The sequence below is a fragment of the Reinekea thalattae genome, from assembly GCF_008041945.1.
In the GTDB taxonomy this organism is placed as follows: Bacteria; Pseudomonadota; Gammaproteobacteria; order Pseudomonadales; family Natronospirillaceae; genus Reinekea; species Reinekea thalattae.
Window position 1 is genome coordinate 1,789,722 of record NZ_VKAD01000001.1, and the last position, 22,345, is coordinate 1,812,066.

Annotated in this window: 20 protein-coding genes and 1 other RNA gene; 16 read left to right on the top strand and 5 right to left on the bottom strand. The window is 46.3% G+C overall.

The genetic code is table 11. From position 1 onward, the window contains the following. Window position 1 precedes the first annotated feature (1 nt). Window positions 2–874 (bottom strand): DUF3530 family protein, encoded by an 873-nt coding sequence (locus FME95_RS08110; protein ID WP_187265478.1) that lies wholly within the window; start codon window positions 872–874, stop codon window positions 2–4. Window positions 875–911: 37 nt separating this feature from the next. On the opposite strand from FME95_RS08110, the gene rpe reads away from it, so the two are divergent. The 3 genes from rpe to FME95_RS08125 are packed head-to-tail and all read left to right on the top strand — an operon-like array spanning window position 912 to window position 3,414. Then, window positions 912–1,586 carry a ribulose-phosphate 3-epimerase gene (gene rpe / locus FME95_RS08115; protein WP_147713884.1) on the top strand — a complete coding sequence of 225 codons (675 nt, stop codon included), beginning with the start codon at window positions 912–914 and terminating at the stop codon, window positions 1,584–1,586. A gap of 57 nt (window positions 1,587–1,643) precedes the next feature. Then, window positions 1,644–2,474 (top strand): HAD-IIB family hydrolase, encoded by an 831-nt coding sequence (locus FME95_RS08120; protein WP_187265479.1) that lies wholly within the window; start codon window positions 1,644–1,646, stop codon window positions 2,472–2,474. 28 nt (window positions 2,475–2,502) lie between these two features. Next, window positions 2,503–3,414 carry a DMT family transporter gene (locus FME95_RS08125; protein ID WP_147713886.1) on the top strand — a complete coding sequence of 304 codons (912 nt, stop codon included), beginning with the start codon at window positions 2,503–2,505 and terminating at the stop codon, window positions 3,412–3,414. Between the two features lie 17 nt (window positions 3,415–3,431). Here the strand turns inward: FME95_RS08125 and FME95_RS08130 are convergent, their stop codons facing one another. Further along, window positions 3,432–4,310 carry a PfkB family carbohydrate kinase gene (locus FME95_RS08130; protein ID WP_147713887.1) on the bottom strand — a complete coding sequence of 293 codons (879 nt, stop codon included), beginning with the start codon at window positions 4,308–4,310 and terminating at the stop codon, window positions 3,432–3,434. A 177-nt stretch (window positions 4,311–4,487) separates the two neighbouring features. Between FME95_RS08130 and FME95_RS08135 the strand changes: the two genes are divergently transcribed. The 3 genes from FME95_RS08135 to nusB all read left to right on the top strand — a co-directional run bounded on the left by FME95_RS08135 (window position 4,488) and on the right by nusB (window position 6,392). Next, the gene (locus FME95_RS08135; protein ID WP_147713888.1) at window positions 4,488–4,805 is read left to right on the top strand and encodes a c-type cytochrome; all 318 of its coding nucleotides are present in this window, start codon (window positions 4,488–4,490) and stop codon (window positions 4,803–4,805) included. A gap of 521 nt (window positions 4,806–5,326) precedes the next feature. Further along, window positions 5,327–5,785, top strand: a complete 459-nt coding sequence (nrdR, locus tag FME95_RS08140; RefSeq protein WP_147713889.1) for a transcriptional regulator NrdR — start codon at window positions 5,327–5,329, stop codon at window positions 5,783–5,785. A gap of 163 nt (window positions 5,786–5,948) precedes the next feature. Continuing rightward, window positions 5,949–6,392 (top strand): transcription antitermination factor NusB, encoded by a 444-nt coding sequence (gene nusB, locus FME95_RS08145; RefSeq protein WP_147713890.1) that lies wholly within the window; start codon window positions 5,949–5,951, stop codon window positions 6,390–6,392. Between the two features lie 112 nt (window positions 6,393–6,504). Here nusB and FME95_RS08150 read toward each other — a convergent pair whose 3' ends face one another. From FME95_RS08150 to FME95_RS08160, 3 genes are all read right to left on the bottom strand, one after another. Next, window positions 6,505–7,413: an ABC transporter permease subunit gene (locus tag FME95_RS08150; RefSeq protein ID WP_147713891.1), complete on the bottom strand. Its 909-nt coding sequence runs from the start codon at window positions 7,411–7,413 to the stop codon at window positions 6,505–6,507. A 9-nt stretch (window positions 7,414–7,422) separates the two neighbouring features. Further along, on the bottom strand, window positions 7,423–8,430 hold the full coding sequence (locus FME95_RS08155) for an ABC transporter permease subunit (protein WP_147713892.1): 1,008 nt from the start codon (window positions 8,428–8,430) through the stop codon (window positions 7,423–7,425). A 167-nt stretch (window positions 8,431–8,597) separates the two neighbouring features. Then, on the bottom strand, window positions 8,598–10,199 hold the full coding sequence (locus tag FME95_RS08160) for an ABC transporter substrate-binding protein (protein ID WP_147713893.1): 1,602 nt from the start codon (window positions 10,197–10,199) through the stop codon (window positions 8,598–8,600). Between the two features lie 552 nt (window positions 10,200–10,751). On the opposite strand from FME95_RS08160, the gene FME95_RS08165 reads away from it, so the two are divergent. The 10 genes from FME95_RS08165 to hsdR all read left to right on the top strand — a co-directional run bounded on the left by FME95_RS08165 (window position 10,752) and on the right by hsdR (window position 22,316). Further along, window positions 10,752–11,522, top strand: a complete 771-nt coding sequence (locus tag FME95_RS08165) for an ABC transporter ATP-binding protein (RefSeq protein WP_147713894.1) — start codon at window positions 10,752–10,754, stop codon at window positions 11,520–11,522. A gap of 228 nt (window positions 11,523–11,750) precedes the next feature. After that, the gene (locus FME95_RS08170) at window positions 11,751–12,503 is read left to right on the top strand and encodes a transporter substrate-binding domain-containing protein (RefSeq protein ID WP_147713895.1); all 753 of its coding nucleotides are present in this window, start codon (window positions 11,751–11,753) and stop codon (window positions 12,501–12,503) included. Between the two features lie 169 nt (window positions 12,504–12,672). After that, window positions 12,673–13,380, top strand: a complete 708-nt coding sequence (locus FME95_RS08175) for an ABC transporter permease (RefSeq protein ID WP_147713896.1) — start codon at window positions 12,673–12,675, stop codon at window positions 13,378–13,380. A 2-nt stretch (window positions 13,381–13,382) separates the two neighbouring features. Continuing rightward, complete coding sequence (locus tag FME95_RS08180) at window positions 13,383–14,084, top strand: ABC transporter permease (protein WP_147713897.1); 702 nt, start codon at window positions 13,383–13,385, stop codon at window positions 14,082–14,084. A gap of 105 nt (window positions 14,085–14,189) precedes the next feature. Beyond that, entirely contained in the window at window positions 14,190–15,248 is a 1,059-nt protein-coding gene (gene astE, locus FME95_RS08185; RefSeq protein ID WP_147713898.1) for a succinylglutamate desuccinylase, read from the top strand. A gap of 106 nt (window positions 15,249–15,354) precedes the next feature. Then, a complete protein-coding gene (locus tag FME95_RS08190; protein ID WP_147713899.1) occupies window positions 15,355–16,350 on the top strand; it encodes a YHYH protein in 996 nt (331 codons plus the stop codon). Between the two features lie 81 nt (window positions 16,351–16,431). After that, window positions 16,432–16,917, top strand: a complete 486-nt coding sequence (gene smpB / locus FME95_RS08195; RefSeq protein ID WP_147713900.1) for an SsrA-binding protein SmpB — start codon at window positions 16,432–16,434, stop codon at window positions 16,915–16,917. A gap of 262 nt (window positions 16,918–17,179) precedes the next feature. After that, window positions 17,180–17,563: a transfer-messenger RNA gene (gene ssrA, locus FME95_RS08200) on the top strand. 237 nt (window positions 17,564–17,800) lie between these two features. Further along, the gene (locus tag FME95_RS08205; protein WP_222709924.1) at window positions 17,801–18,601 is read left to right on the top strand and encodes an SDR family NAD(P)-dependent oxidoreductase; all 801 of its coding nucleotides are present in this window, start codon (window positions 17,801–17,803) and stop codon (window positions 18,599–18,601) included. Between the two features lie 214 nt (window positions 18,602–18,815). Then, window positions 18,816–22,316 (top strand): type I restriction-modification system endonuclease, encoded by a 3,501-nt coding sequence (gene hsdR, locus FME95_RS08210; protein WP_147713902.1) that lies wholly within the window; start codon window positions 18,816–18,818, stop codon window positions 22,314–22,316. The last annotated feature ends 29 nt before the right edge of the window (window positions 22,317–22,345 follow it).

Here is a 22,345-nt window from a genome sequence, read left to right on the forward strand (position 1 = left end):
GCTATTTTAAAACACCTTCATCACCGGCAGCGTGATTACGTAACCAGCCCCATACTCGGCGAGTGGTTCGGTCAATATCCGGCTTACCATAGGTGCCTTGGCGAGCAGCATCTTTAATCTGCAAATAGTCGGAATGTCCCGCTCGGGCAGCAGCGCCTTTACGCAGCTTGGCTTGCAATTCCACCGCTGGATTATCCAGCATATATAAATCCAGCGTCGAAATATCCAACGAACCTATCATCTCGGGTAAATCTGGCCTTGCTAACGGCGCATTAATTAACACCAACGAATAGCCTGGTTTTTCTTCTTCGCTTAGCCGCTCACTTAAATAGCGCGTGCCCCAATAACTGCCTTCACCGACGCCGACTAGGACAATGTTGAACTGACCGCGACGATTTAACTCTGCGATGCTGGCACCAATATGCGCCATCATTCGGGCTTGCCACTGCTCTTCAGATTGCTCTGTGTAAGTGGTTGCATCGGCGGCACGTTGCTCAGCAAACTCACGGTATGGAATAGGCAAACTTACTGAGAGCGTTGACCAGCCAACTTCCGGTAAGTACTGACGTAACTGTTTTAATAAATAGGGCCAGTCGGCACTGGCGCCAGCATCATGCAACAACAGCAGGCCGCCTTGTGGTTGGTCGCTAAGCTGCTCAAGAAACAAGGCTAAAAAGGCTTCGCCGTCGGCATCCAGCTGAATCACCTGTTCAGCTAAATAGTCGGACTGATAATAGATTTCTAAATTACGTTGCAAGGTTGTCGATGACTCCGGCAACGTTGCTGCCTGAACCGGCAGCAACATCGCAGCCCAGACAAACAGGCTACGCCAGACAAATTGAATTAGACCTTGGTTGCGGCGAGCAAACGCCATAGAATAGCGCCTCAAATTTTCAGTGGATCTTGTTAACATGTCGGATTTTGTCATTGCCCCATCCATTTTGTCAGCCAACTTTGCTCGATTAGGTGAAGAAGTCGATAACGTGCTTGCAGCCGGTGCTGACTGGGTGCATTTCGATGTTATGGACAATCATTATGTACCGAACCTCACTATTGGGCCAATGGTCTGTAAAGCGCTGCGTGATCACGGTGTCACCGCGCCAATCGACGTGCATTTGATGGTTTCCCCTGTAGATCGGCTGATCGGCGATTTTGTTGAGGCTGGCGCATCAATTATTACCTTCCACCCTGAGGCCAGCGACCATATCGATCGCTCTTTGCAACTGATTAAAAACGCTGGTCTGCAAGCCGGTTTAGTCTTTAACCCTGCAACGCCACTGCATTATCTCGATTATGTACTTGATAAGATCGATGTCGTTTTGATTATGTCTGTTAACCCAGGTTTTGGCGGCCAAGCGTTTTTACCTTCTGCGTTAGACAAACTGCGTGAAGCCAGAAAAATCATTGATCGCAGCGGCCGAAATATTCGCTTAGAAATCGACGGCGGCGTTAAGGCCAGCAATATTGCTGAAATCGCCGCTGCCGGTGCAGATACCTTTGTTGCTGGTTCGGCAATTTTCAACGCCGACGATTACGCTGCAGAGATTGCCCAATTCCGCACCAATCTCGCCAACAATAACGGCTAAAAGCGACGCTTGTCGTCACATCATTGCCTTGCAGCAAAAGATAAAAGGACCGCTCACTTGAACGAGTTATTAGTATTTGATCTGGACGGAACACTACTCAACGAACACGAGCAGCTTTCTCCAGTCACTCAAAAAGCATTAGATCAGCTTGATCGCCTAGGTATTAATTGGACTGTCGCCACCGGCCGGATGCCTCACGGTGCCCGCGAAGCGCTGCCAAATTTAGTCTTTAAACACCCTCAGGCATACAAAAACGGCGTATTGCTGTGGGATTTAAACGAAGACACTGTGTTTAGCAAAATCCCAATGAGCCAGCAGGATGCGATCGAAGTTTGCCAACGACTTTACGCCAAAGACATAAAGCCTTGGGTTAACACCATTGATCACGAAGACAACATTGGCGCGGTGATCACCGGCATCACGTCAGATAAAGAAAAACAATGGTCCGACTACCTTAGCTCTCAAGGTATTCGCGTACAGCAGCAGTCTGATTACAGCACCTTGCCTGAGCACGTGTTAAATATCTTTGCTGCCACCAACAACCCCGCCGTATTAGATATGAGCGAAGAGCTTGCCCACCTTGACGGAGTCGCTGTTTTTGCTGGCCCTGACATGTACCACGCAGGCGGTTATTGGCTTGATATTCATCACTCATCCGGCACCAAAGGCGACGCTGTTCAGCTAATTAAAAAACAGCTCGGCGCTGACAAGACCATCTGCTTTGGCGATTCAGATAACGATATCTCGATGTTTGAACTGGCCGACGAATGCTATGCCATGGGCCAAGGGTTGGATGAACTCAAAGCCATTGCTACAGCAACCATTGGTAGCAACAGTGAAGATGGTATCGCGCATTTTTTAGCTCAGCGCTACGGTTTCGACCTTTAAACCACAACCTCATAAGCAGCCTTACTCCATGAACAATCTCGTGTTAAAAGCTCACGCGGCGGTCTTTACCGCCGTGGTTATTTGGGCCTGTTCCTTTATTGCACTAAAAGTTGCGGTCAATGAAGTAGCGCCAATGGTGGTTATTTTTTTACGAATGTTGCTCGGTTCGTTAGCATTCTTAGCCGCTTGGCCGTGGATCCGTCACGGCATTAATTATCAGCCTGGCGATTGGAAACTGCTTGCTGGCATGGCGTTATTTGAACCCTGCTTTTATTTTATATTTGAAGCACAGGCCGTACGCTACACCAGTGCAGGGCAAGCAGGCATGGTGACGGCGACATTGCCGCTATTGGTTGCGGTACTGGCCTACTTCACGCTAAAAGAACGCAACAGCCTACGACAATGGCTTGGCTTTTTAATCGCGGTTATCGGGGTTATTTGGATGACGCTAAACAGCGAAGATGGCGAACAAGCACCAAATGCGCTCTTGGGTAATCTGCTGGAATTTTTAGCCATGCTGATGGCCGCTGGCTATACGTTGATGGTGAAGCACCTTACTCGGCGTTATTCCGCCTTTGTGCTCACGGCCATACAAAGCTTTATCGGCACTGTATTCTTTTTACCGCTGGCACTGGCTTCAACCTGGCCGAGTTCTATCTCAATGACCGCTGTGGGCTGCATTGTTTTTTTAGGCCTTATCGTTTCGCTAGGTGGTTACGGCCTATACAACTACTCGCTGTCGCACATTAAGGCTTCTACCTCTGCTGGCTACATTAATTTATTGCCGGTCTTTACGCTGTTGTTCTCAATGTTGTTACTCGGTGAGCGACTCGTCCTTATGCAATGGCTTGCCATCGGTTTAGTCTTTTTAGGGGTGTTTCTCAGCCAAGAAAAAACACCCATCATCCCAAAAGAAGTTCCGCCTGGAGCAACGGGCTAACCGGCTGCAACAACAAGCTAGTCGACCGCTTGAGCTATATCGTCCAGGCTGGGCATGGCATCAAAAGCACCAGGTTTAGTGACGGCATGCGCACCACAGCGGCTGGCAAAGAGCGTCAATTGTTCCAGCTTTTGCTGGTCAGCCATGGTCTTTTTGCTATCACCCTGCTCAACCAAGGCAAACAAGAGTGCGCCCATAAAAGCATCGCCTGCGGCAGTCGCATCAACCACCTCAACCGTTGGTGGTGTCACTTCCGAATAGATACCTTTAGCAATGACCTTAATAGCATTGGTCTCGTCGGTAATCACAACAAACGAAACACCCTGAGCAACCACAGACTTCACAAACGCAATTTCACCTTCCGGTGACAGCAGCTCAAGCTCCTGCTGCGACAACTTAACCATATCGACACTGGCAAAACAGCGCTCAATCACGGCCTGATCGACTTTACCGTTCGGCCACAAATGAGGCTGCAGATTAACATCGAAAGTGACTAAATTGCCCTGCTTGCGGGCTTTGCTAATGGCGGTGAGTGTCGTCTCTGCCATGCTTGGCTCAGTCAGCGTATTAGAACTAAAGTGAAACACCGCGCTATTGATAAACCACTGATCTTTAATATCCTGAACAGTTAGCGCCAGCGTGGTTTGCTTATCGGCTTGTTTTTGCACCAAGCTGGTGTCGACTTCTCGTTGCGCTAAGGCGGTGAGAATTTGCTCGCTAACGGCGTCATCGGCCAACTGACTGATAAACCGAGCCGAGCCGCCGAGCGTTGCCACGGCGACCGCGACATTAGCTATCGCACTGGTCGTCGGTAATGCCTCACTGCTTTGCTCATTTGCTTGCGGTTGAGATAAAAAATCCATCGATGCTTCACCGAAGCAAGTTATAAACGCCATGGGGTTCGCCCTGTAGTGTGAATCTAAAAGAAGCGCTGATTGTAACTGCAAGCTTGATTTTTATCAGCCATGGGCGCGCAAAGCGTCACCTAAACTGGCTAAATGGCGATAAAAGCCGTTAAATAACCAAGATGAAAATACAGCCACCAGCCAATACAGGCGAATAAGGATTCACCCATGCTAAAACGCATGCTATTAGCAAGCTTTATAATGCTACTCACTTCTGGACTCTATGCTGGCGATGCCGCAGCCGGTAAAGCAAAATCAACCACCTGCGCCGCCTGCCATGGCAGATCCGGCATTTCCATGATTCCTATTTATCCGAATTTAGCAGGGCAACATCAATCTTATTTAAGTACATCCCTAAAAGCTTATCGGTCACAACAACGAAAAGGCGGTAACGCTGCGATGATGTGGGGAATCGCTGCGAGTTTATCGGACGACGATATCGACGACCTTGCGGCTTACTACGCCAGCCTGCCAAGCACAAAATAGTCACCCGACTTACTGTGCTATTCGGTTGGAAGTAATGCGATTCGGTTGAAAGTCCACCAGAGGTATCGCGGTTTTATACCCAGAACATCAGCGCTCAATATTAACGACTCATATTGACTTAGCGGTTATTCATTAACTCTTGGATAAACCATAAAAACTATCCACTGATACTGTGGATAACTTTGGGTATAACCTTTGGGCATAATCAGCAAAGGCCGATAGTTACTCGCTTTTCTATAATTGAGCGTTTTATGTTCGCTGCCCGAAAAGCCCCGTAAATCAATGGATTAGCAAGTAATAATGTAAAAAGTCAAAGCCAAATAACGATAAAATCGTGATCAGGTTCATAAAAATTGAGATGTGAATAACTAACGGCAGATTCAGCCCAGAAGCCGCCTAGCCTCGATCATTGTCAAGCCCAATTTAAAGAAAAAATAAAATTATATTTGGTGCTCTCGTTAAGATCTGTAACACTCAACCTTCTGTTCAACGTTAGCACCGAAAGCCAATAAGGAAGCACCATGCACTGCCCATTCTGTAATGCCCAAGATACCAAAGTTATCGACTCCCGATTGGTAGCCGAAGGTGAGCAAGTAAGACGCAGAAGAGAGTGCGTTCAATGTGGTGAGCGTTATACGACTTACGAAACTGCTGAACTTGTGATGCCGAAAATCATCAAACAGAACGGCAATCGCGAACCCTTTAATGAAGACAAACTCAGAGCTGGCTTTTTACGCGCCCTAGAAAAGCGCCCGGTATCTGTTGAAGCCATAGAAGCCTCCATCACTCGTATAAAACAAAAGCTACGCGCCACCGGCGAACGTGAGCTAGATTCGCGCCGAGTAGGTGAGTGCGTCATGATGGAATTGAAAGAGCTCGATCAGGTCGCCTATGTTCGATTTGCCTCGGTATATCGCAGCTTTGAAGATTTAAGTGAGTTTATTCAAGAAATCGACCAGCTAGAACAGACCGGAAAATAGCTTTTCTACTTGATTTCAACGCCTTAACGCTCATAATCCGCGGCCAGATAAAACAGCAAGCTTAGCCAGTTGTGAGCAGCGCCACCGATGACAGGCTAAATATCAGCTTTGACGCTAAAAACCGATAAACTGGCCAAGCAATCGCTACCGGAGTAATTGAAGTATGAACAGCACCCAAAAGCCAAACCCAAGCCAGCGCCGAAAAGCTCGCAAATTAGCGCTACAGGCCCTGTACCAATGGCACATTGCAGAACAACCGATCACTCAAATTGAAGCTGAATTCCTAGTTGATAACGATATGAGCAAGGTCGATCAAGAGTACTTCAGCGATGTACTGCGTGGCGTGCCACGTATAAAGTCCGAACTCGACGAACACATCAGCAAGCACACTGATCGCGCTATCGATGAAATGACGCCTATTGAATTGGCTATTTTACGCATGGGCACTTTCGAATTTATGCATCGTATCGACGTACCATACAAGGTAATCATCAACGAAGGCGTAGAGCTGTCTAAATCGTTTGGCGCCAATGAAGCTCACCGCTTTGTGAACGGTGTACTAGACAAACTAGCGCAAGAACTTCGCATCACCGAAGTCAAAGCCTAGTCGTTTAATAACGCCAAAGCCTAAGCTAGAAAGCATTAATAATGCGTACAACAAAAAGCCCGCAATGAAGCGGGCTTTTTTATTGTCATTTGCAAACTGGATGCAATGAGCACTAGTTTTTCAGTTTTGGATCCAAAGCATCGCGCAAGCCATCGCCCATCAGATTGAACGCCAACACCGTCAATAGAATCACAATGCCCGGGAAGGTCACTACCCACCAAGCGCTTTGAATAAACTCACGCGCAGTTGCCAGCATGGTGCCCCATTCTGGTAATGGCGGCTGTGCGCCCAAGCCTAAAAAGCCAAGTGCGGCCATATCTAAAATCGCATTCGAAAAGCCAAGTGTTGCCTGCACAATTAATGGCGCCAAACAGTTTGGTAAAATGATCACCACCATTAAACGTAAGTTAGGCGTGCCAATAGCTTTCGACGCCGTGACATAATCACGCATCTTTTCAGACAGCACCGAAGCACGAGTAATGCGAATATAGTGCGGCAAATACACCAAAGCCAAGGCAAAACAAGCATTCAATAGACTCGGCCCAAGCACCGCCACCAAGGCAATGGCTAACAGCAATGCTGGTAACGATTGCAAAATATCGCTTACCCGCATAATCGCGACATCGATCTTACCGCCAAAAAAGCCAGCCAATAGCCCTAAGCAAATGCCCATGGCTAATGAAAGCAGAACAATCACCAGACCGATCACTAACGAATAGCGCGCGCCATACATAAGCCGTGAAAGGATGTCGCGACCGACGCCATCGGTACCTAAAATAAATTGCCAACTGCCGCCGTCAACAAAGGCAGGCGGAGCCAAAATAAAATCTCGGTACTGTTCAATCGGTGAGTAGGGTGCAATCAGATCGGCAAAGGCGGCCAAAAAGACCACGGATGCGACCCAAAAAAGGCCAACGACAGCGCCTTTGTTTTTTGAGAACTTTTTCCAAAAATCACGCAGTGGACTGGCAGGCTTGTCCGCCAGTAGTTGCTTTTCAGGAGCTACCTGTTGTTCAGTCATAATACCTCCTTACTGCTTTCTAATGCGTGGATTAATGAAACCGTAGGTTAAATCAACCAGCAGGTTAATAACGATAATAATAAACGCAATTAACAGCAGGCCGCCTTGCACAACTGGGTAATCACGACGGCCAATCGCCTCGATTAACCACTTGCCAATACCCGGCCAAGCAAAAATAGTCTCTGTTAAAATAGCTCCGCTGAGCAATGTGCCAACCTGTAAACCGATCACTGTGACCACGGGGATTAACGTGCCACGAAAGGCATGACGAGTGACCACCTTTATTTGCGGTAAACCTTTCGATCTCGCGGTGCGAATGTAATCTTCGCCCAACACTTCAAGCATGGCTGAACGGGTCATACGGGCAATAACAGCCATCGGGATGGTGCCTAAAACAATCGAAGGCAACACCAAGTGGTGTAACGCCGAAGCAACGGCTCCTTTTTCACCGGATAGCCAAGCGTCGATAATCATAAAGCCAGTGACGTGATCGACCCAGAACATTACATCGATGCGCCCGGAAACAGGGGTTAGGTTGAGCTGCACCGAGACAAATAGGATAAGCAATAAGCCCCACCAAAATATCGGCATTGAATAACCGGTTAACGACACCGTCATCACTGTGTGGTCTAAAAAGCTACCACGCTTTACCGCCGCTAACATACCTAAAGGCAAGCCCACTAAAATGGCAAAAAGAGCGGCAAAAAAAGAAAGTTCTAATGTCGCAGGGAACAGCGTTAAAAATTCTTTCATGACCGGCTCGCGCGTCACGAACGATGTGCCTAAATCACCCGTTAAAACATTGCCTGCATAAATTAAATATTGCACGACCAGTGGCTTATCCAAGCCAAGCATCGCTTCCATTTCTGCGCGTTGCTCTTCGGAAACCCCTCGTTCGCCGCCCATAATGGTGACTGGGTCGCCGGGGATTAGATGAATGAGTGAGAAGGTCAGTATCGAGACGCCTATGAAGGTTGGAATAACCATCCCCAGACGTTTTAGTATGTATTGAATCATCTTTGAGCCTGATAAAAAAAGACGGCGCAACCAAATGGCGCGCCGTTCATTATTTTAAATGAAGTCACCCTTATCGTTCTAAGCAGTCGTTTTAAAAAGCCGCTTTAATAGGTCATTTTAATAACAACACAACTCGATAACGGGTGAAACTCCAGCTAAAAGCAAGCTTAGTCCGCGAGTGTTACAGCATAGAAATCATGCTTACCAAACGGGCTCATCTTATAGCCAGAAACTTCATTACGCATTGGCTCGAATACTACCGAGTGTGCAACAGTAATCCAAGGCGCTTGCTCTTTAAAGATAAGCTGAGACTCTTCATACAATTCTGTACGCTTAGCAACATCAGCTGTCACTTTTGCTTCTTCTAACAGGTCGTTGAATTCGGTGTTACACCAGAATGCAATGTTACCGCCAGTTTCAGCCGCTGGGCAGCCAAGCAATACGTATAGGAAGTTATCTGGGTCACCGTTATCACCCGTCCAACCTAGCATCGCAGTTTCGTGCTCACCATTTTTAGTACGCTCAAGGTATTCACCCCATTCGTAAGAAACGATTTCAGCCTCAACACCTACTTTCGCCCAGTCGGCTTGCATTAACTCAGCCATACGTTGTGCGTTCGGGTTATAAGGACGCTGTACTGGCATCGCCCAAATGTTAGTTTTAAAACCATCTGGGTAACCTGCTTCTGCTAATAGTTTCTTCGCTTCAGCAATGTTCATGTCGTAATCAACAGTATCTTCGTTGTAAGACCACATTGTTGGTGGGATTGGGTTTTTAGCAATTTCACCGGCACCTTGGTAAACCGTATCTAAGATCGATTGCTTGTCAGTTGCCATGTTTAATGCTTTACGCACTAGAACATTATCGAACGGAGGCTTTTGCGTGTTAAACGCTAAGTAACCAACGTTTAGGCCGTTAGACTGCATAACATTGATGTCAGACTCAGCTTTCATCTGCTCGATATCAGCAGGGTTCGGGTAAGGCATGTGGTGACATTCGCCTTTTTTCAATTTCGCATAACGTACAGAAGCATCAGGCGTAATAGAGAAAACTAAACGATCGATGTCTGACTTGCCTTCCCAGTAGCTTTCGTTAGCAACGTAACGGATAGATGAATCTTTCTGGTATGAATTAAATACGAATGGGCCGGTGCCGACTGGTGAGTTATCAACCATTTCTGGCGTGCCTTTAGCCATCATTGCATCAGCGTATTCTGATGACATGATCGATGCGAAATCCATCGCCATGTTTGCTAAGAAAGTCGCGTCTGCTTTGGTTAGGTGGAACACAACCGTCATGTCGTCGACTTTTTCAATGCTGTCGATGATGTTAGCCATGTCCATGTAACCGAAGTATTTGTATTCCTGACCACTCACTTCATGGTACGGATGATCTTCTAACAACTGGCGGTTGATACTGAACAATACGTCGTCAGCATTGAATTCACGCTTAGGAGAGAAGCTCTTAGTTTTGTGGAAGTCGACACCCTTACGTAAATGGAAGGTGTAAGTTTTGCCGTCTTCAGAAACGTCCCAGCTTTCTGCAAGACCAGGAACAAGGCTAGTACCGCCGCGCTCAAACTCAACCAAACGGTTGTATAGCGGTACTGATGATGCGTCAAACGAAGTACCTGAAGTATAGAAAGAAGGGTTGAAACCTTCAGGGCTTGCTTCTGAACAATATACGAACGTCTTTGTTGCCGCTGCAGCGCCAGTCGAAAGGCTTATGGCCATCGTGGCGGCAGCAAGTAAATTCAAACGCTTTTTCATTATTTAATGCTCCTGATTATCACCTTGGTACAGGTGTTTTAAAATGACTTCGAAGGCGCTCTGGTCGTCGCCGACAAATCTCGTGGCTCTTTGCAAAGCAAAAAACCTGCCTGCTTATAAAAAACTTGTCATTATTGTTAAATTTTTCACTCAAAAGAGGTCAACCGCTGTCTTGCCGATTGTTAATCAACCTCCAGTTTAATGCCAGATTTGACAACACCACGATGCAAGCTGCGCACTAATATTGCCTAGTCGTTCACTTACTGATCGATAGTCTGTATTATTTTGGTGCACATTTTATTCAAACTGCACATTAAAACCACCAATACTACACGCTAACTGCACGTTTGCACTGAATATGATCACTCGACGCCAGTTACAGACATTGAATAAGCGTCAATGATGTTGTTCAATTGGTTTTTTTATCGACATAAGCCATATTGGCTTAGTTCTTGTTTACAAGATGTCCAATTAACGAGCTTGCGGCAATAAAATTCAAATCAAAGCGACTCTCTTCATTACGACTCATTACATTTTCAAAAAGGTATTTTCATGACAGATCGCCCTGCGCTGATTGTTAAAGACATTCATAAGACATTCGGCGAGCACGAAGTATTAAAAGGCATTTCTGTTGAAGCGAATCGAGGCGATGTGATTTCACTAATCGGCTCTTCCGGTTCGGGAAAATCCACTTTTTTACGCTGCATCAATCTATTAGAGACTCCGACTTCTGGTGACATTTGCGTACACGGTGAACAGATCGCCTTTAAGACCAACAAGTCAGGTGAACGGGTGCCAGCCAATGCTCGCCAGGTCGAGCAGATGCGTGCTCAATTATCGATGGTTTTCCAAGGCTTTAACCTCTGGTCACACATGACCGTGCTAGAAAACATCATCGAAGCACCCATGCATGTTTTAGGCTTAAGCAAAGCCGAAGCAACTGAGCGAGCTCATGCACACCTCAATCGTGTCGGCCTTTATGAGCGCAAAGATTATTACCCTGCTCATATGTCTGGTGGCCAACAACAACGTGCCGCCATTGCTCGCGCCTTAGCCATGAACCCTGAGGTCATGTTGTTTGACGAACCCACCTCAGCATTAGATCCAGAATTAGTCGGCGAAGTATTAAAAGTCATGCGTGGCCTTGCCGAAGAAGGCCGCACCATGATCGTAGTGACTCATGAAATGGCGTTCGCGCGTGATGTATCGAACCACGTGGTGTATTTGCATCAGGGTGAAATTGAAGAACAGGGCGACCCAAAACAGGTTTTCTCTAACCCTGAATCAGAACGTATGAAGCAGTTTTTATCACCGAAATACTGAATTCAGTATCGAGGTACGAACAATCGGCATCTAACTACGACTAAATTGTTAATTGTTAAATAAAAATTTTTGTCGCAATGGACTGATCAAAAAACCAGCGATCAAACCCAAGCGACCGAGATTTTAACCGATGTAGGCGTTGAATTTTTTAACCTGAACTTTAACGCTTTACGTTAGTTAAAAATGGTAGCGGGCACAGCCCAGTTTAAACACAATGGAGCAGATAAAATGAAAAAAGCATTTTTAGCATTCGCTGGCGCACTAGCAATGACCAGCGCACTTGAGGCAAAAGACTACGACACTATCCGTGTTGGTGTTGACGCGCCTTACCCGCCTTTCGAATACCGCGCGCCAGACGGCACGTTAACCGGTTTCGAAGTTGAACTGGGTAACGAAGTCTGTAAAGAGATCACTGGCAAAGAATGCGAGTGGGTAATTCAAGCTTGGGATGGCATCATTCCTGGCCTATTGGCTCGTAAATACGACATGATCTTCTCATCTATGTCGATTAACGAAGAGCGTAAAGAACGTGTTCTTTTCTCTGACGCTTACTACAACACACCTTCTGCGTTTTTCGCAGGTGAAGGTTTCAACCCAGCATCAAGCAACGGTACTCGCATCGGTGTACAACGTGGCACAACTCAAGATGCTTACCTAACTGAGTTCCACAAAGACGCTGAGATTGTTCGTTACTCAACCGCTGACGATTCTATCGTTGACCTTAAAGGTGGCCGTTTAGACGCTATCTTCATCGACGCTCCAGTAGGCTATGAACTACTTGCAGGCGAAGAAAGCTTCGGTCAGGTTGGTGATTTTGTAAAAGAGCCAATCAGCATTTTCGGTGAAGGTGCCGGCGCTGCGTTCCGTAAGCGTGACACTGACCTAGAAGAAAAAGTATCTGCTGCGCTTAAAAAGCTAAAAGAGAACGGCACATACGACGCGATCATGGAAAAATACTTCGACTTCGATATCAAAGTATAATTCTACGCAAACTTATTATTCATAAAGAGCAGCCGACATCGTCGGCGCTCTTTTTTAAATTCAATGGTCACCCGAACACTTTTTAAAAATTTGTCTCTCAGCGTTTTTAAAAAGTGCTCATACATTAGCATTGCGCTATTCCAACATTTTATTTTTATTGCGAGTCATTATGTTTGATTTCCAAGGTTATGGCCCCGGCATTTTTCAGGGCGCTCTATTAACCATCCAACTGGCGCTGCTGTCGTTGCTACTGGCCTTTGTGCTTGGCCTTTTAGGTGCCTTCGGCAGAATGTCGAAACAACCGATATTGCGTGGAACAGCGACCTTTTACACAACACTGATTCGCGGTGTGCCTGATCTGGTTTGGATGATGCTGCTCTTTTTTGGCGGCCAAATTCTAGTGAATAGCTTTTTCGATTTTTTATACGACATCAGCGATGGCGTTATTGATATCTTCATGCCGTTCAATCAGTTCACGTCTGGCGTTTTAGCCATTGGTTTAATCTTTGGTGCCTACATGGCCGAAACTTTTCGCGGTGCTATCTTGGCAGTAGAGTCTGGCCAAATAGAAGCAGGCAAAGCCTACGGCATGACACCACTGCAAATTTTTCGACGCATTCTATTCCCGCAAATGATGCGTCATGCCATTCCAGGCATTGCTAACAACTGGCAGGTTCTGTTAAAAACCACCGCCTTAGTCAGCGTCATTGGTCTTTCAGATATGGTTCGTCTAGCCGGAGAAGCAGCAAAAAACACTGGCGATCCGTTTAAATTTTTTATCCCAGTGGCCTTGGTGTATCTGCTGATATCGGCCATTTCTGACGTACTATTTAAACGTCTTACCATTGTATACAGTGCCGGCGTGGGAAGACCTTAACGATGATAGAATCTGCAATCGAAATTTTTTCTAACCCAGAAACTTGGATTCACTACTGGGGCGGTCTGACCAAAACCGTACAGCTGGTATTTTTATCGCTGCTTATCGGTGGCATCTTATCAGTACCGTTAGCCATTATGCGTGCCTCCAATAACAAGCTGATTAGCTGGCCTGTTTGGATATTCACCTACGTATTTCGCGGCACGCCACTGCTGATCCAGCTCTACATGATCTATTACGGCGTCACGCTCATTAACGGCATTCAAGAAAGCTTTTGGTGGGAAATATTCAAGCACGCCTTTTACCCAGCACTGATTGCTTTCTCTCTCAATACCGCAGCCTATACCACCGAAATTTTCCGTGGCGCAATTAAAGAAACGCCAATCGGTGAAATTGAAGCGGCCAAGGCTTACGGCATGAATTGGAGCCAGCGCATGCGACGCATCATATTGCCGAGTGCTTTTCGCCGTGCCATTCCTGCGTACAGCAACGAAGTTATTTTTATGCTGCACGCCAGTGCCATTGCCTCAACCGTGACCATTATTGATCTACTCGGTTCTGCCTACGATATCTACTCGCGTTACTATGCGCCGTTCGAAGCCTTTATTTCTGTCGGGCTGATTTATCTTTGCCTGACTTTCGCTATCTTGGCGATCTTTAAACGCCTCGAGAAAAAACTACTTGCCCATCTCGCGCCTCGCTAAGAAGCGCTTTAAAAAAACCAGAACTTAGCCTTTAGTTTGCGTCGCCAGCGAAAGTCTAGCGGCGCTAATTACCGGCACAGCTGATAAGTCTGTTATGCTTATGGCATGACAGACAACCCTTTACAGCCCAGTAACACAGTGAAAATCAACTTTATGTTTTCTCCTCACAAAGACATGCTTGGTCACACTCTGGCAAACGCCGATAGTGAACACAAAGCTGAACACTCAATTTTATCGGCCGGTACCGAAGTCACCTTTTTAGACACCGGCATCATTAAGTTTGAACCCAATACCGCAGCAACCCAATCGCTGGTGATCTCTTGCGCTATTCACGGTAACGAAACTGCGCCAATTGAAATCGTCAACCAAATCATCAACGACCTATTGGCCGAAGAGCAAAAATGCGGCCAGCGAGTGCTGTTTATCTTTGGTAACCCTTGGGCTATGAACGCTGCCGAACGCTTTGTCGACATCAATATGAACAGACTGTTTTGCGGCCATTGGCAAACTCAAGATCTGAGCCTAAAAGAAGTTAAACGTGCCGCCAAGCTAGAAGCCTACGTCGCCAACTTTTTTGCCGAAGAACCGGTCACGGTAACTGAACGATTACATTACGACTGCCACACCGCCATTCGCGACAGTACTCGGACGCGCTTTGCCGTTTACCCATTCGTTGCTGAACGAAAATTACCTAACAGTGAAAAAGACTTTCTGGCTCACGCGCAAATCAACACCCTGTTATTGCAGCAAAAACCCGCCAACACGTTTAGCTCGTTCAGTTCGATTAAACAAAATGCGCAAAGCTTCACGCTCGAACTCGGCAAGGTGCAACCCTTTGGCAGCAATAACCTGGCAGACTTCAACGGCATCGACAAAGCCTTACGCAAACGCATTGCAGGCGAAACCTTACCGAGTTCTGTACAGGGCGCGGTAGAAGGCTTTGAGGTGTGCCATGAGATTGAACGTACCAGTGTTGACTGGCAGTTTTTCATCGACGACAGCGCGACTAATTTTTCAGCCTATCCAGAAGGTTTCATGGTATGGCAAGACGGTGACAAATCTTATCAAGTAGAGAACGCCGAAGAGTATATTGTTTTTCCAAACCCCAATGTACCGATTGGTCAACGAGCAGGACTCATGCTAAAAAAAGATAACAACCTGTAGCCTCTTTGTGACTACAGGCTATAATTTGTCTTCCACTTCTGATTTCATTACATTTATTTAGTCATTACTCAAACAAAAATATTGATATCTACAATAGAGGCTTGTTATGCATAAAACCTTAGCACTACTCACACTCGTAGGGCTTTCTGCCTGCTCGCACGAGCACATTAATGGCCATGATCATCACAGTCACAGCAGTGATCACACTCACCATATGGAAAGCGCAAAAGACATTACAAATATTATTTTTACAAGTTCGGCTCGGAATTGCGCTGACTATGCTAACGAGTATTCATCTCAGGTAAAGGATATTAATAAAGACACTGACTATTCAGGGTATTTAAAAGTCTCCTTAGAAGGAGGAAAATGTACTTTCTCTACCAACGCCATTCCTAATCATGACTTTAATGATGGCTCAGATACGTTTGTTCATAACGTATCAGAGCAAGATATTACCTATACCATTCCCCAAGCGCCGACGATCAATAGCGAAGTTACCAAGTTAAGCCTGGGTACTGACAATGCCGTGTTTTTAAACGGAGTTAAATTAGATTTACTGGCCGCAGGGTGTTTCGGAGTCGGCAACGGCTTTATTGGCTGCGGTAACACCGAACAGCCATTTAGATATGACCCTATGTCGCCGTTAAATGATTTTGGTACCGACTCTCATAATGCGCACACACAACCTGACGGTGCTTATCATTACCATGGCAATCCATTGGCTATGTTTTCTGACGACAACAGCTCACCTTCTCCTGTGATTGGTTTTGCTGCCGATGGCTTCCCTATTTATGGTAGTTATTTTGATGACAACGGTACGATTCGAAAAGCAAAATCGAACTATGTATTAAAGGATAATGGCGGGCCAAGAAAAGACATTTCTTTTGCCGGAAAAACCTATGCCCCTGGCGGCAATTACAACGGTCAATTTATCGATGATTATGTTTATGATGTCTCTTCAGGTGGTGATTTAGACGAGTGCAACGGCATGTTTGTAGATGGCCACTACGGCTATTACGTGACTGACAATTACCCTTGGGTTTTAAAATGCTTCAAAGGAACCCCTGACAGCAGCTTTAATAAAGCACCTCCTGAACTTTAAAATGCAACCAAGCGATTAATAATCGCTTGGTTTTAATGACTTTGAGATGATCAGTGCGAGTAAAAGCGATATAATCGCAACATGAATAAACCAAAGAAAAACAAGCTACCCAACGGTGGCTCCATTGCCCAAAACAAAAAAGCTCGCCACGACTACAGCATTATCGACAAGTACGAGGCGGGCCTTTCGTTGCAGGGTTGGGAAGTAAAAAGTATGCGCGCCGGTAAAATCCAACTGGTCGACAGCTACGTCATCTTCCAAAATGGCGAGGCCTATCTCATTGGCGCGCACATTACACCGTTAAATACCGCCTCGACTCACGTTATTGCCGAGCCTGCACGGGCACGTAAACTGTTACTGCACCGCAAACAGCTAGATGACATCGAACGTGGCACCAACCAATCTGGCTACACCGCCGTCTGCTTGGGTATTTACTGGAAAGGCAGCAAAGTGAAAGCCGATGTAGCACTGGTAAAAGGCAAGCAACTGCACGACAAACGTGCCGCCGAAAAAGAAAAAGAATGGGGCCGCGACAAGCAACGCGTACTCAAAGCCTACAATCGCTAAGCAGCTCTTTACTTTTAACGCTATCTTTTAACTCAAGCAGGGCTATTCAGTAAAAAGCTGCCCTGCTATACTCCACGCCCCTTGAAAATTAGCCAATTAAGCCGATATTCAAGGCAGGTGATTTTGTATTCACTGAACCAGATTCCTTGAGCACCAATGCTTAGAACCTTTAAAGCTTGGCGCAACTGAACGTTAATCCTTCACTTAATAAACCAGAAAGTCGGTTTCATTATTAGACAGGGTTTACGAGACACCAGTTAAAGGGGGCGACCTGGTTTCGACGCGGATTACAAAGCTCCAGGTGCATGTCGTGTTGGTAGCCAAACACGTTAAACCAAAGCTGCAAAACTATAGTTGCAAATGATGACAACTACGAAGGTTACGCACTAGCTGCATAATCCTTCAAAACTGGGTCAATAGCACCCGGCGATCACTGGTTTGTGCCTGAACGAACCTACTGATCGTTAATAACTCAGGATACGTGAAAAGGTTGCTAAGGCCGGATCACCGACAATCTTAATCCTTAGCTCCCCGAGTCGCACCTGTCCTTCGGTAACGGCAAGGGTAAATTAAAGAAGTGACTAAACATGTAGGACCGCGAGTGGCGGATTTGCGGACGCGGGTTCGATTCCCGCCGCCTCCACCAATTCAAAAGCCTGTCTCCCAAAAGGAGGTGGGCTTTTTTATGAGCTCATACTTTGCCTACCAAGCTGGCATTAACGCTAACTTAGATACTGCGGCCTAGTCAGGCACCTTCAAAGTACTCTAAGATAAATCTCGATCATCCGTTTAAAGTAAATCAATAACACCCATCTATCGTTATTGAAGATAAAAATTCGACTCATCTGGCTTTGCATCGCAAAAGCCCAAAGGAATTCAACTGATGAAAAAAATCCTACTCACTGGCGCTACCGATGGCATTGGTTTAGAAACCGCAAAACAGCTGGCTGCTCAAGGTCACTATTTATTGATACATGGCCGCAGTGAATCAAAACTGGCTGATACCGAAAAAACACTGAAACAGCTGTCACCCAATGCAACGATAGAAAGCTATCGCGCAGATTTATCCAGTTTCAGTGAAACCCGAGCGATGCTCAACGCCATTGTTGAATCTCACTCTGCGCTCGACATTATTATCAATAATGCAGGCGTTTATAAAACACCCGAGCCGATAACGACGGATGGTTTCGATATCCGCTTTGTTGTGAACACCTTGGCGCCTTACATTATCGCTCAAGCCTTGCTACCAACACTTGCCGATGATGGCCGAATCATCAACCTTTCTTCCGCCGGCCAAGCGCCGGTTAATCTCGCAGCACTAGCAGGCCAACAAACCATTAATGATCCGTTCCAAGCTTACGCTGAAAGTAAGTTGGCGATTACCATGTGGTCGATAGAGCTGGCTGAATCATTGAAACCTGAGCAGGTGATACTGGCTGTCAATCCCGGTTCGTTATTAGCCAGCAAAATGGTCAAAGAAGGATTTGGCGTTGAAGGTCACGACCTAAAAATCGGTGCGGATATTTTAGTCCGAGCAGCGCTATCGGCAGAATTTAACAACGACTCTGGCAAATATTTTGATAACGACGCAAAGCAGCTGGCTGCACCTCACGCTGATGCACTCGATGTCAACAAACGCAAAGAGCTGATCAAAGTAATAGAGACGATCATAGAGAAATATTAAGGCGATGTGATATCGATCAGAGTACTGGCTAAAATGACACGGTGAGAAAGATTTATATATAGCTAAAGACTATCCATTACCTCAATAAGCGATAGCCCAGCAGCTGTAACAAATTACTCATAACTAACCACTGTACATCCATCAGGTACTCGAAATATCGACTTAAGTGCTATATTCAATGCTCTCCATTTTAACAAGCATTGGTTGAATAAGAATGACGGACACGCCTTCGAGTAACTTTGAATTCTTAAAAGAACACGACCCAATATTCTTTCAACTCACACACAATGCAGAAAAAATATTCGCCATCGACCCAAATGCCTGTTTGATGAAACTGCGCCAATTCGGCGAAGCCATTGCACAAGACCTTGCCTCACAAACCGGTTTAATCAAACAGCAGAGAGAAAGCCAACTTGATCTGCTGAATAGGTTAAGTCACCGGCTCGATATTGATCAGCAAATTCTTTCTCTGTTCCACATTCTGCGCAAAGAAGGCAACACCGCCAACCACGAATTCACCACCACATTTAAACAGGCGATGGATGGTTTAAGGGCAGCGAGAAACGTTGCTATTTGGTATCACGAAACATTCAGAAGAACCTCCAACAAATTCAAACCGGGGCCTTTTTTATTGCCTGAAGACCCCAGTGTTCAGTTAAAAAACCTTGAAGACAGTATTCAGCAACTTAAAGGTGAGCTGCAAGATAAAGCACAATCATTTGAAAGCAGCGAAGAGCTCAGCGCGCTAATAAATCAACAAAAACAAGAAAACTCAATGCTTGCTAAAAAGCTTGAAGAAGACGCTCTCGTTTACGAAGAACTGCTGCAAGAGCAGGACGCTGAGCAAGCAAAAACACAAGCAGAATTCGAAGATAAAATCGCTCGACTTACCGAAGAAACAGAACGATTAAAAAGAGAAAAACAACAGCTAGCGGCGATTAAAAATAGCACTAAACGCGCCAGTCAAAATCTCCATCTCTCTGAAAAAGAAACGCGCCAACTTATTGATGAACAACTTACAGCAGCACATTGGCAAGCCGATAGCGAAAGTCTCACCTTCCATAAAGGTCACCGACCAGAAAAAGGCAAAAACAAAGCCATTGCTGAGTGGCCGGTTTCTGGTGGGCGCGCGGATTATGTTTTATTTGCAGGGCTCACGCCAATCGCGATCGTTGAAGCGAAGAAAGAAAACAGTAATGTTTCCGGTAAAATCTCACAAGCAGAACGCTACAGCAAAAACCTTAAAATTGTAGAACCCATGCTCAGCGCTTGGCAGTTGGCAGGCATGACCATCGCCTGGCCGGATGAAGGTGATAGCCACTACAAAGTACCCTTTGTTTATTCCTGTAATGGTCGCCCTTATGTGCCGCAACTGGCAGAGTACTCTGGTACCTGGTTTCGTGATGTACGTGAATCAGAAAACACTAAGCGAGCACTGGCTAGCTTTCACACGCCAGAAGGCCTGTTAGACTTACTAAAACGCAGTAAAGAAAGCGCACAACAACAACTGCAAACAGAGCCCTTTGGCTATTTAAAACTGCGCGACTACCAACAAAAAGCCATTACTGCGGTCGAAGAAACGCTCGCTAAAGATATTCGCAAAGCACTACTGGCGATGGCAACCGGCACCGGCAAGACTCGAACCATCATTGGCTTAATGTACCGGTTTTTGAAAGCTGAACGCTTTAAGCGTATTTTATTTTTGGTCGACCGTACCGCGCTCGGCCAACAAGCCATTGATGCCTTTAATGAAGCGCCGCTGGAGCAAAATAATACCCTATCGAAAATATACAACATCGCTGAGTTAGGCGACATGGCAGCCGAAGCAGAAACCCGCGTACAAGTTGCCACGGTACAAGCCATGGTGAAGCGCATCTTTATGAGCGATAACCCTCCGCCATTGGACCAGTTCGACTGCATCATCATCGACGAGGCTCACCGAGGTTACACGCTCGACCAAGAAATGACCGAAGGTGAAATCGCCACTCGCGATGCCAGCCAGTATATTTCTAGCTACCGCCGCGTTTTAGACTATTTCGATGCGGTAAAAATTGCACTCACCGCCACACCCGCTAAACATACCAGCGAGATTTTTGGCAAACCGGTCTACACCTACTCGTACCGTGAAGCTGTGGCCGACGATTGGCTAATCGATCACGAACCACCCATCCGTTACCAAACGCTGCTCTCCAAAAATGGGATCACCTTTACCAAGGGCGAAGCCGTAGAGTCTATCAATACTCAAACCGGTGAAATACAAAGCGCCGAACTCGACGACGAACTGACCTTTGAAGTAGAGGCGTTTAATCGTCAAGTCATTAACGAAAATTTCAACCGTGTTATCTGCCAGCAACTCATAAAAGAGCTCGACCCATTCGGTGACGAAAAAACCATGATCTTCTGCGCCACCGATCTGCACGCCGATATGGTTAAACGTCTGCTGGATGAAGCTTTTAAAGAGGAGTACAACGGAGATTACAATCAAGCCGCCGTGGCAAAAATTACCGGCCAGAGCGATAAAGTAGAACAACTTATCCGCCAGTATAAAAATGAACGCTATCCAAACATCGCCATTACTGTTGATTTGCTCACTACCGGCATCGACGTACCGCCTATCTGTAATTTGGTGTTTATGCGCCGAGTGAAATCACGAATTTTATACGAGCAAATGATCGGCCGCGCCACCCGCCGTTGCAACGAAATAGGTAAAACGGTATTCCGCATTTACGACCCAGTGGATATTTACGCCACGCTAGCGGATGTAAACACCATGAAACCATTGGTAAAAGACCCCAACATCACGCTGGAACAATTGATCGATGAAATAACGGACCCTGAAAAACTAGAACGAGCGACCAATGCGCCCGGCGATATGCCCGAGCAAAGCCAGGCCGATGTCGTGCTCAGCCAACTCAGCCAGAAGGTGATGCGGGTTCTGCGCAAAGCCGAGAAAAAATCCGAAAACGATCCTAAGCTCAAACAAAGGCTGAATGAACTACAAAGCCTTTGGAACGTAGAACCGAAAAACCTTCACAAACACCTAAATGAACTTGGCCCAAAACAAGCAGCGGCTTTCATTAACCAACACAACGGCCTGCTAAGCCAACTAGAACAAGTGAATAATCTACTCGGCAATGACCGGCAGCCAATCATCTCCGTACACGATGACGAGATACACGAACGCACCCAAAGTTACGGAAATCATGCTAAACCAGAAGACTACCTAGACAGTTTCAATGACTTTATTAAAGAACAACTCAACCAGAGCGCCGCACTTACTGTCGTGGTCACCAAACCACGTAATCTAACGCGAGAGCAATTAAAAGAGATAAAACTACTCCTAGATAGTGCAGGTTATAACGAACCAACACTACAAACCGCCGTACGCGAGCAAACCAATCAAGATATTGCCGCCAGCATTATCGGCCACATTCGCCAAGCAGCTCTTGGCGAACCTCTGGTACCGTTTGAACAACGCATCGCACAAGCCATGCAGCGTATTTACCAAAGCCAACGTTGGACACCCAATCAACGAAATTGGCTCGGGCGCCTAGCCAAACAACTGGTACACGAAATCATTATCGACCGGGATTTTGTAAACGACCGCTTTAGCGAGAAGGGCGGCGCGAAACAGCTGGATAAAATACTGAATAATCAGCTGGATACGCTGTTAGAGGAGCTTAGCGAGGCAGTTTGGCCGTCGGAGTCGGCGTAAACATTTATGTCGAAATAAGGAGGAAATTT

Excerpts from the sequence above, each read along its gene's own strand:
- FME95_RS08110 (WP_187265478.1), bottom strand. The coding sequence starts at position 874 with ATGGCGTTTGCTCGCCGCAACCAAGGTCTAATTCAATTTGTCTGGCGT.
- rpe (WP_147713884.1), top strand. The coding sequence starts at position 912 with ATGTCGGATTTTGTCATTGCCCCATCCATTTTGTCAGCCAACTTTGCT.
- FME95_RS08125 (WP_147713886.1), top strand. The coding sequence starts at position 2,503 with ATGAACAATCTCGTGTTAAAAGCTCACGCGGCGGTCTTTACCGCCGTG.
- FME95_RS08130 (WP_147713887.1), bottom strand. The coding sequence starts at position 4,310 with ATGGCGTTTATAACTTGCTTCGGTGAAGCATCGATGGATTTTTTATCT.
- FME95_RS08135 (WP_147713888.1), top strand. The coding sequence starts at position 4,488 with ATGCTAAAACGCATGCTATTAGCAAGCTTTATAATGCTACTCACTTCT.
- nrdR (WP_147713889.1), top strand. The coding sequence starts at position 5,327 with ATGCACTGCCCATTCTGTAATGCCCAAGATACCAAAGTTATCGACTCC.
- nusB (WP_147713890.1), top strand. The coding sequence starts at position 5,949 with ATGAACAGCACCCAAAAGCCAAACCCAAGCCAGCGCCGAAAAGCTCGC.
- FME95_RS08150 (WP_147713891.1), bottom strand. The coding sequence starts at position 7,413 with ATGACTGAACAACAGGTAGCTCCTGAAAAGCAACTACTGGCGGACAAG.
- FME95_RS08155 (WP_147713892.1), bottom strand. The coding sequence starts at position 8,430 with ATGATTCAATACATACTAAAACGTCTGGGGATGGTTATTCCAACCTTC.
- FME95_RS08160 (WP_147713893.1), bottom strand. The coding sequence starts at position 10,199 with ATGAAAAAGCGTTTGAATTTACTTGCTGCCGCCACGATGGCCATAAGC.
- FME95_RS08165 (WP_147713894.1), top strand. The coding sequence starts at position 10,752 with ATGACAGATCGCCCTGCGCTGATTGTTAAAGACATTCATAAGACATTC.
- FME95_RS08170 (WP_147713895.1), top strand. The coding sequence starts at position 11,751 with ATGAAAAAAGCATTTTTAGCATTCGCTGGCGCACTAGCAATGACCAGC.
- FME95_RS08175 (WP_147713896.1), top strand. The coding sequence starts at position 12,673 with ATGTTTGATTTCCAAGGTTATGGCCCCGGCATTTTTCAGGGCGCTCTA.
- FME95_RS08180 (WP_147713897.1), top strand. The coding sequence starts at position 13,383 with ATGATAGAATCTGCAATCGAAATTTTTTCTAACCCAGAAACTTGGATT.
- astE (WP_147713898.1), top strand. The coding sequence starts at position 14,190 with ATGACAGACAACCCTTTACAGCCCAGTAACACAGTGAAAATCAACTTT.
- FME95_RS08190 (WP_147713899.1), top strand. The coding sequence starts at position 15,355 with ATGCATAAAACCTTAGCACTACTCACACTCGTAGGGCTTTCTGCCTGC.
- smpB (WP_147713900.1), top strand. The coding sequence starts at position 16,432 with ATGAATAAACCAAAGAAAAACAAGCTACCCAACGGTGGCTCCATTGCC.
- FME95_RS08205 (WP_222709924.1), top strand. The coding sequence starts at position 17,801 with ATGAAAAAAATCCTACTCACTGGCGCTACCGATGGCATTGGTTTAGAA.
- hsdR (WP_147713902.1), top strand. The coding sequence starts at position 18,816 with ATGACGGACACGCCTTCGAGTAACTTTGAATTCTTAAAAGAACACGAC.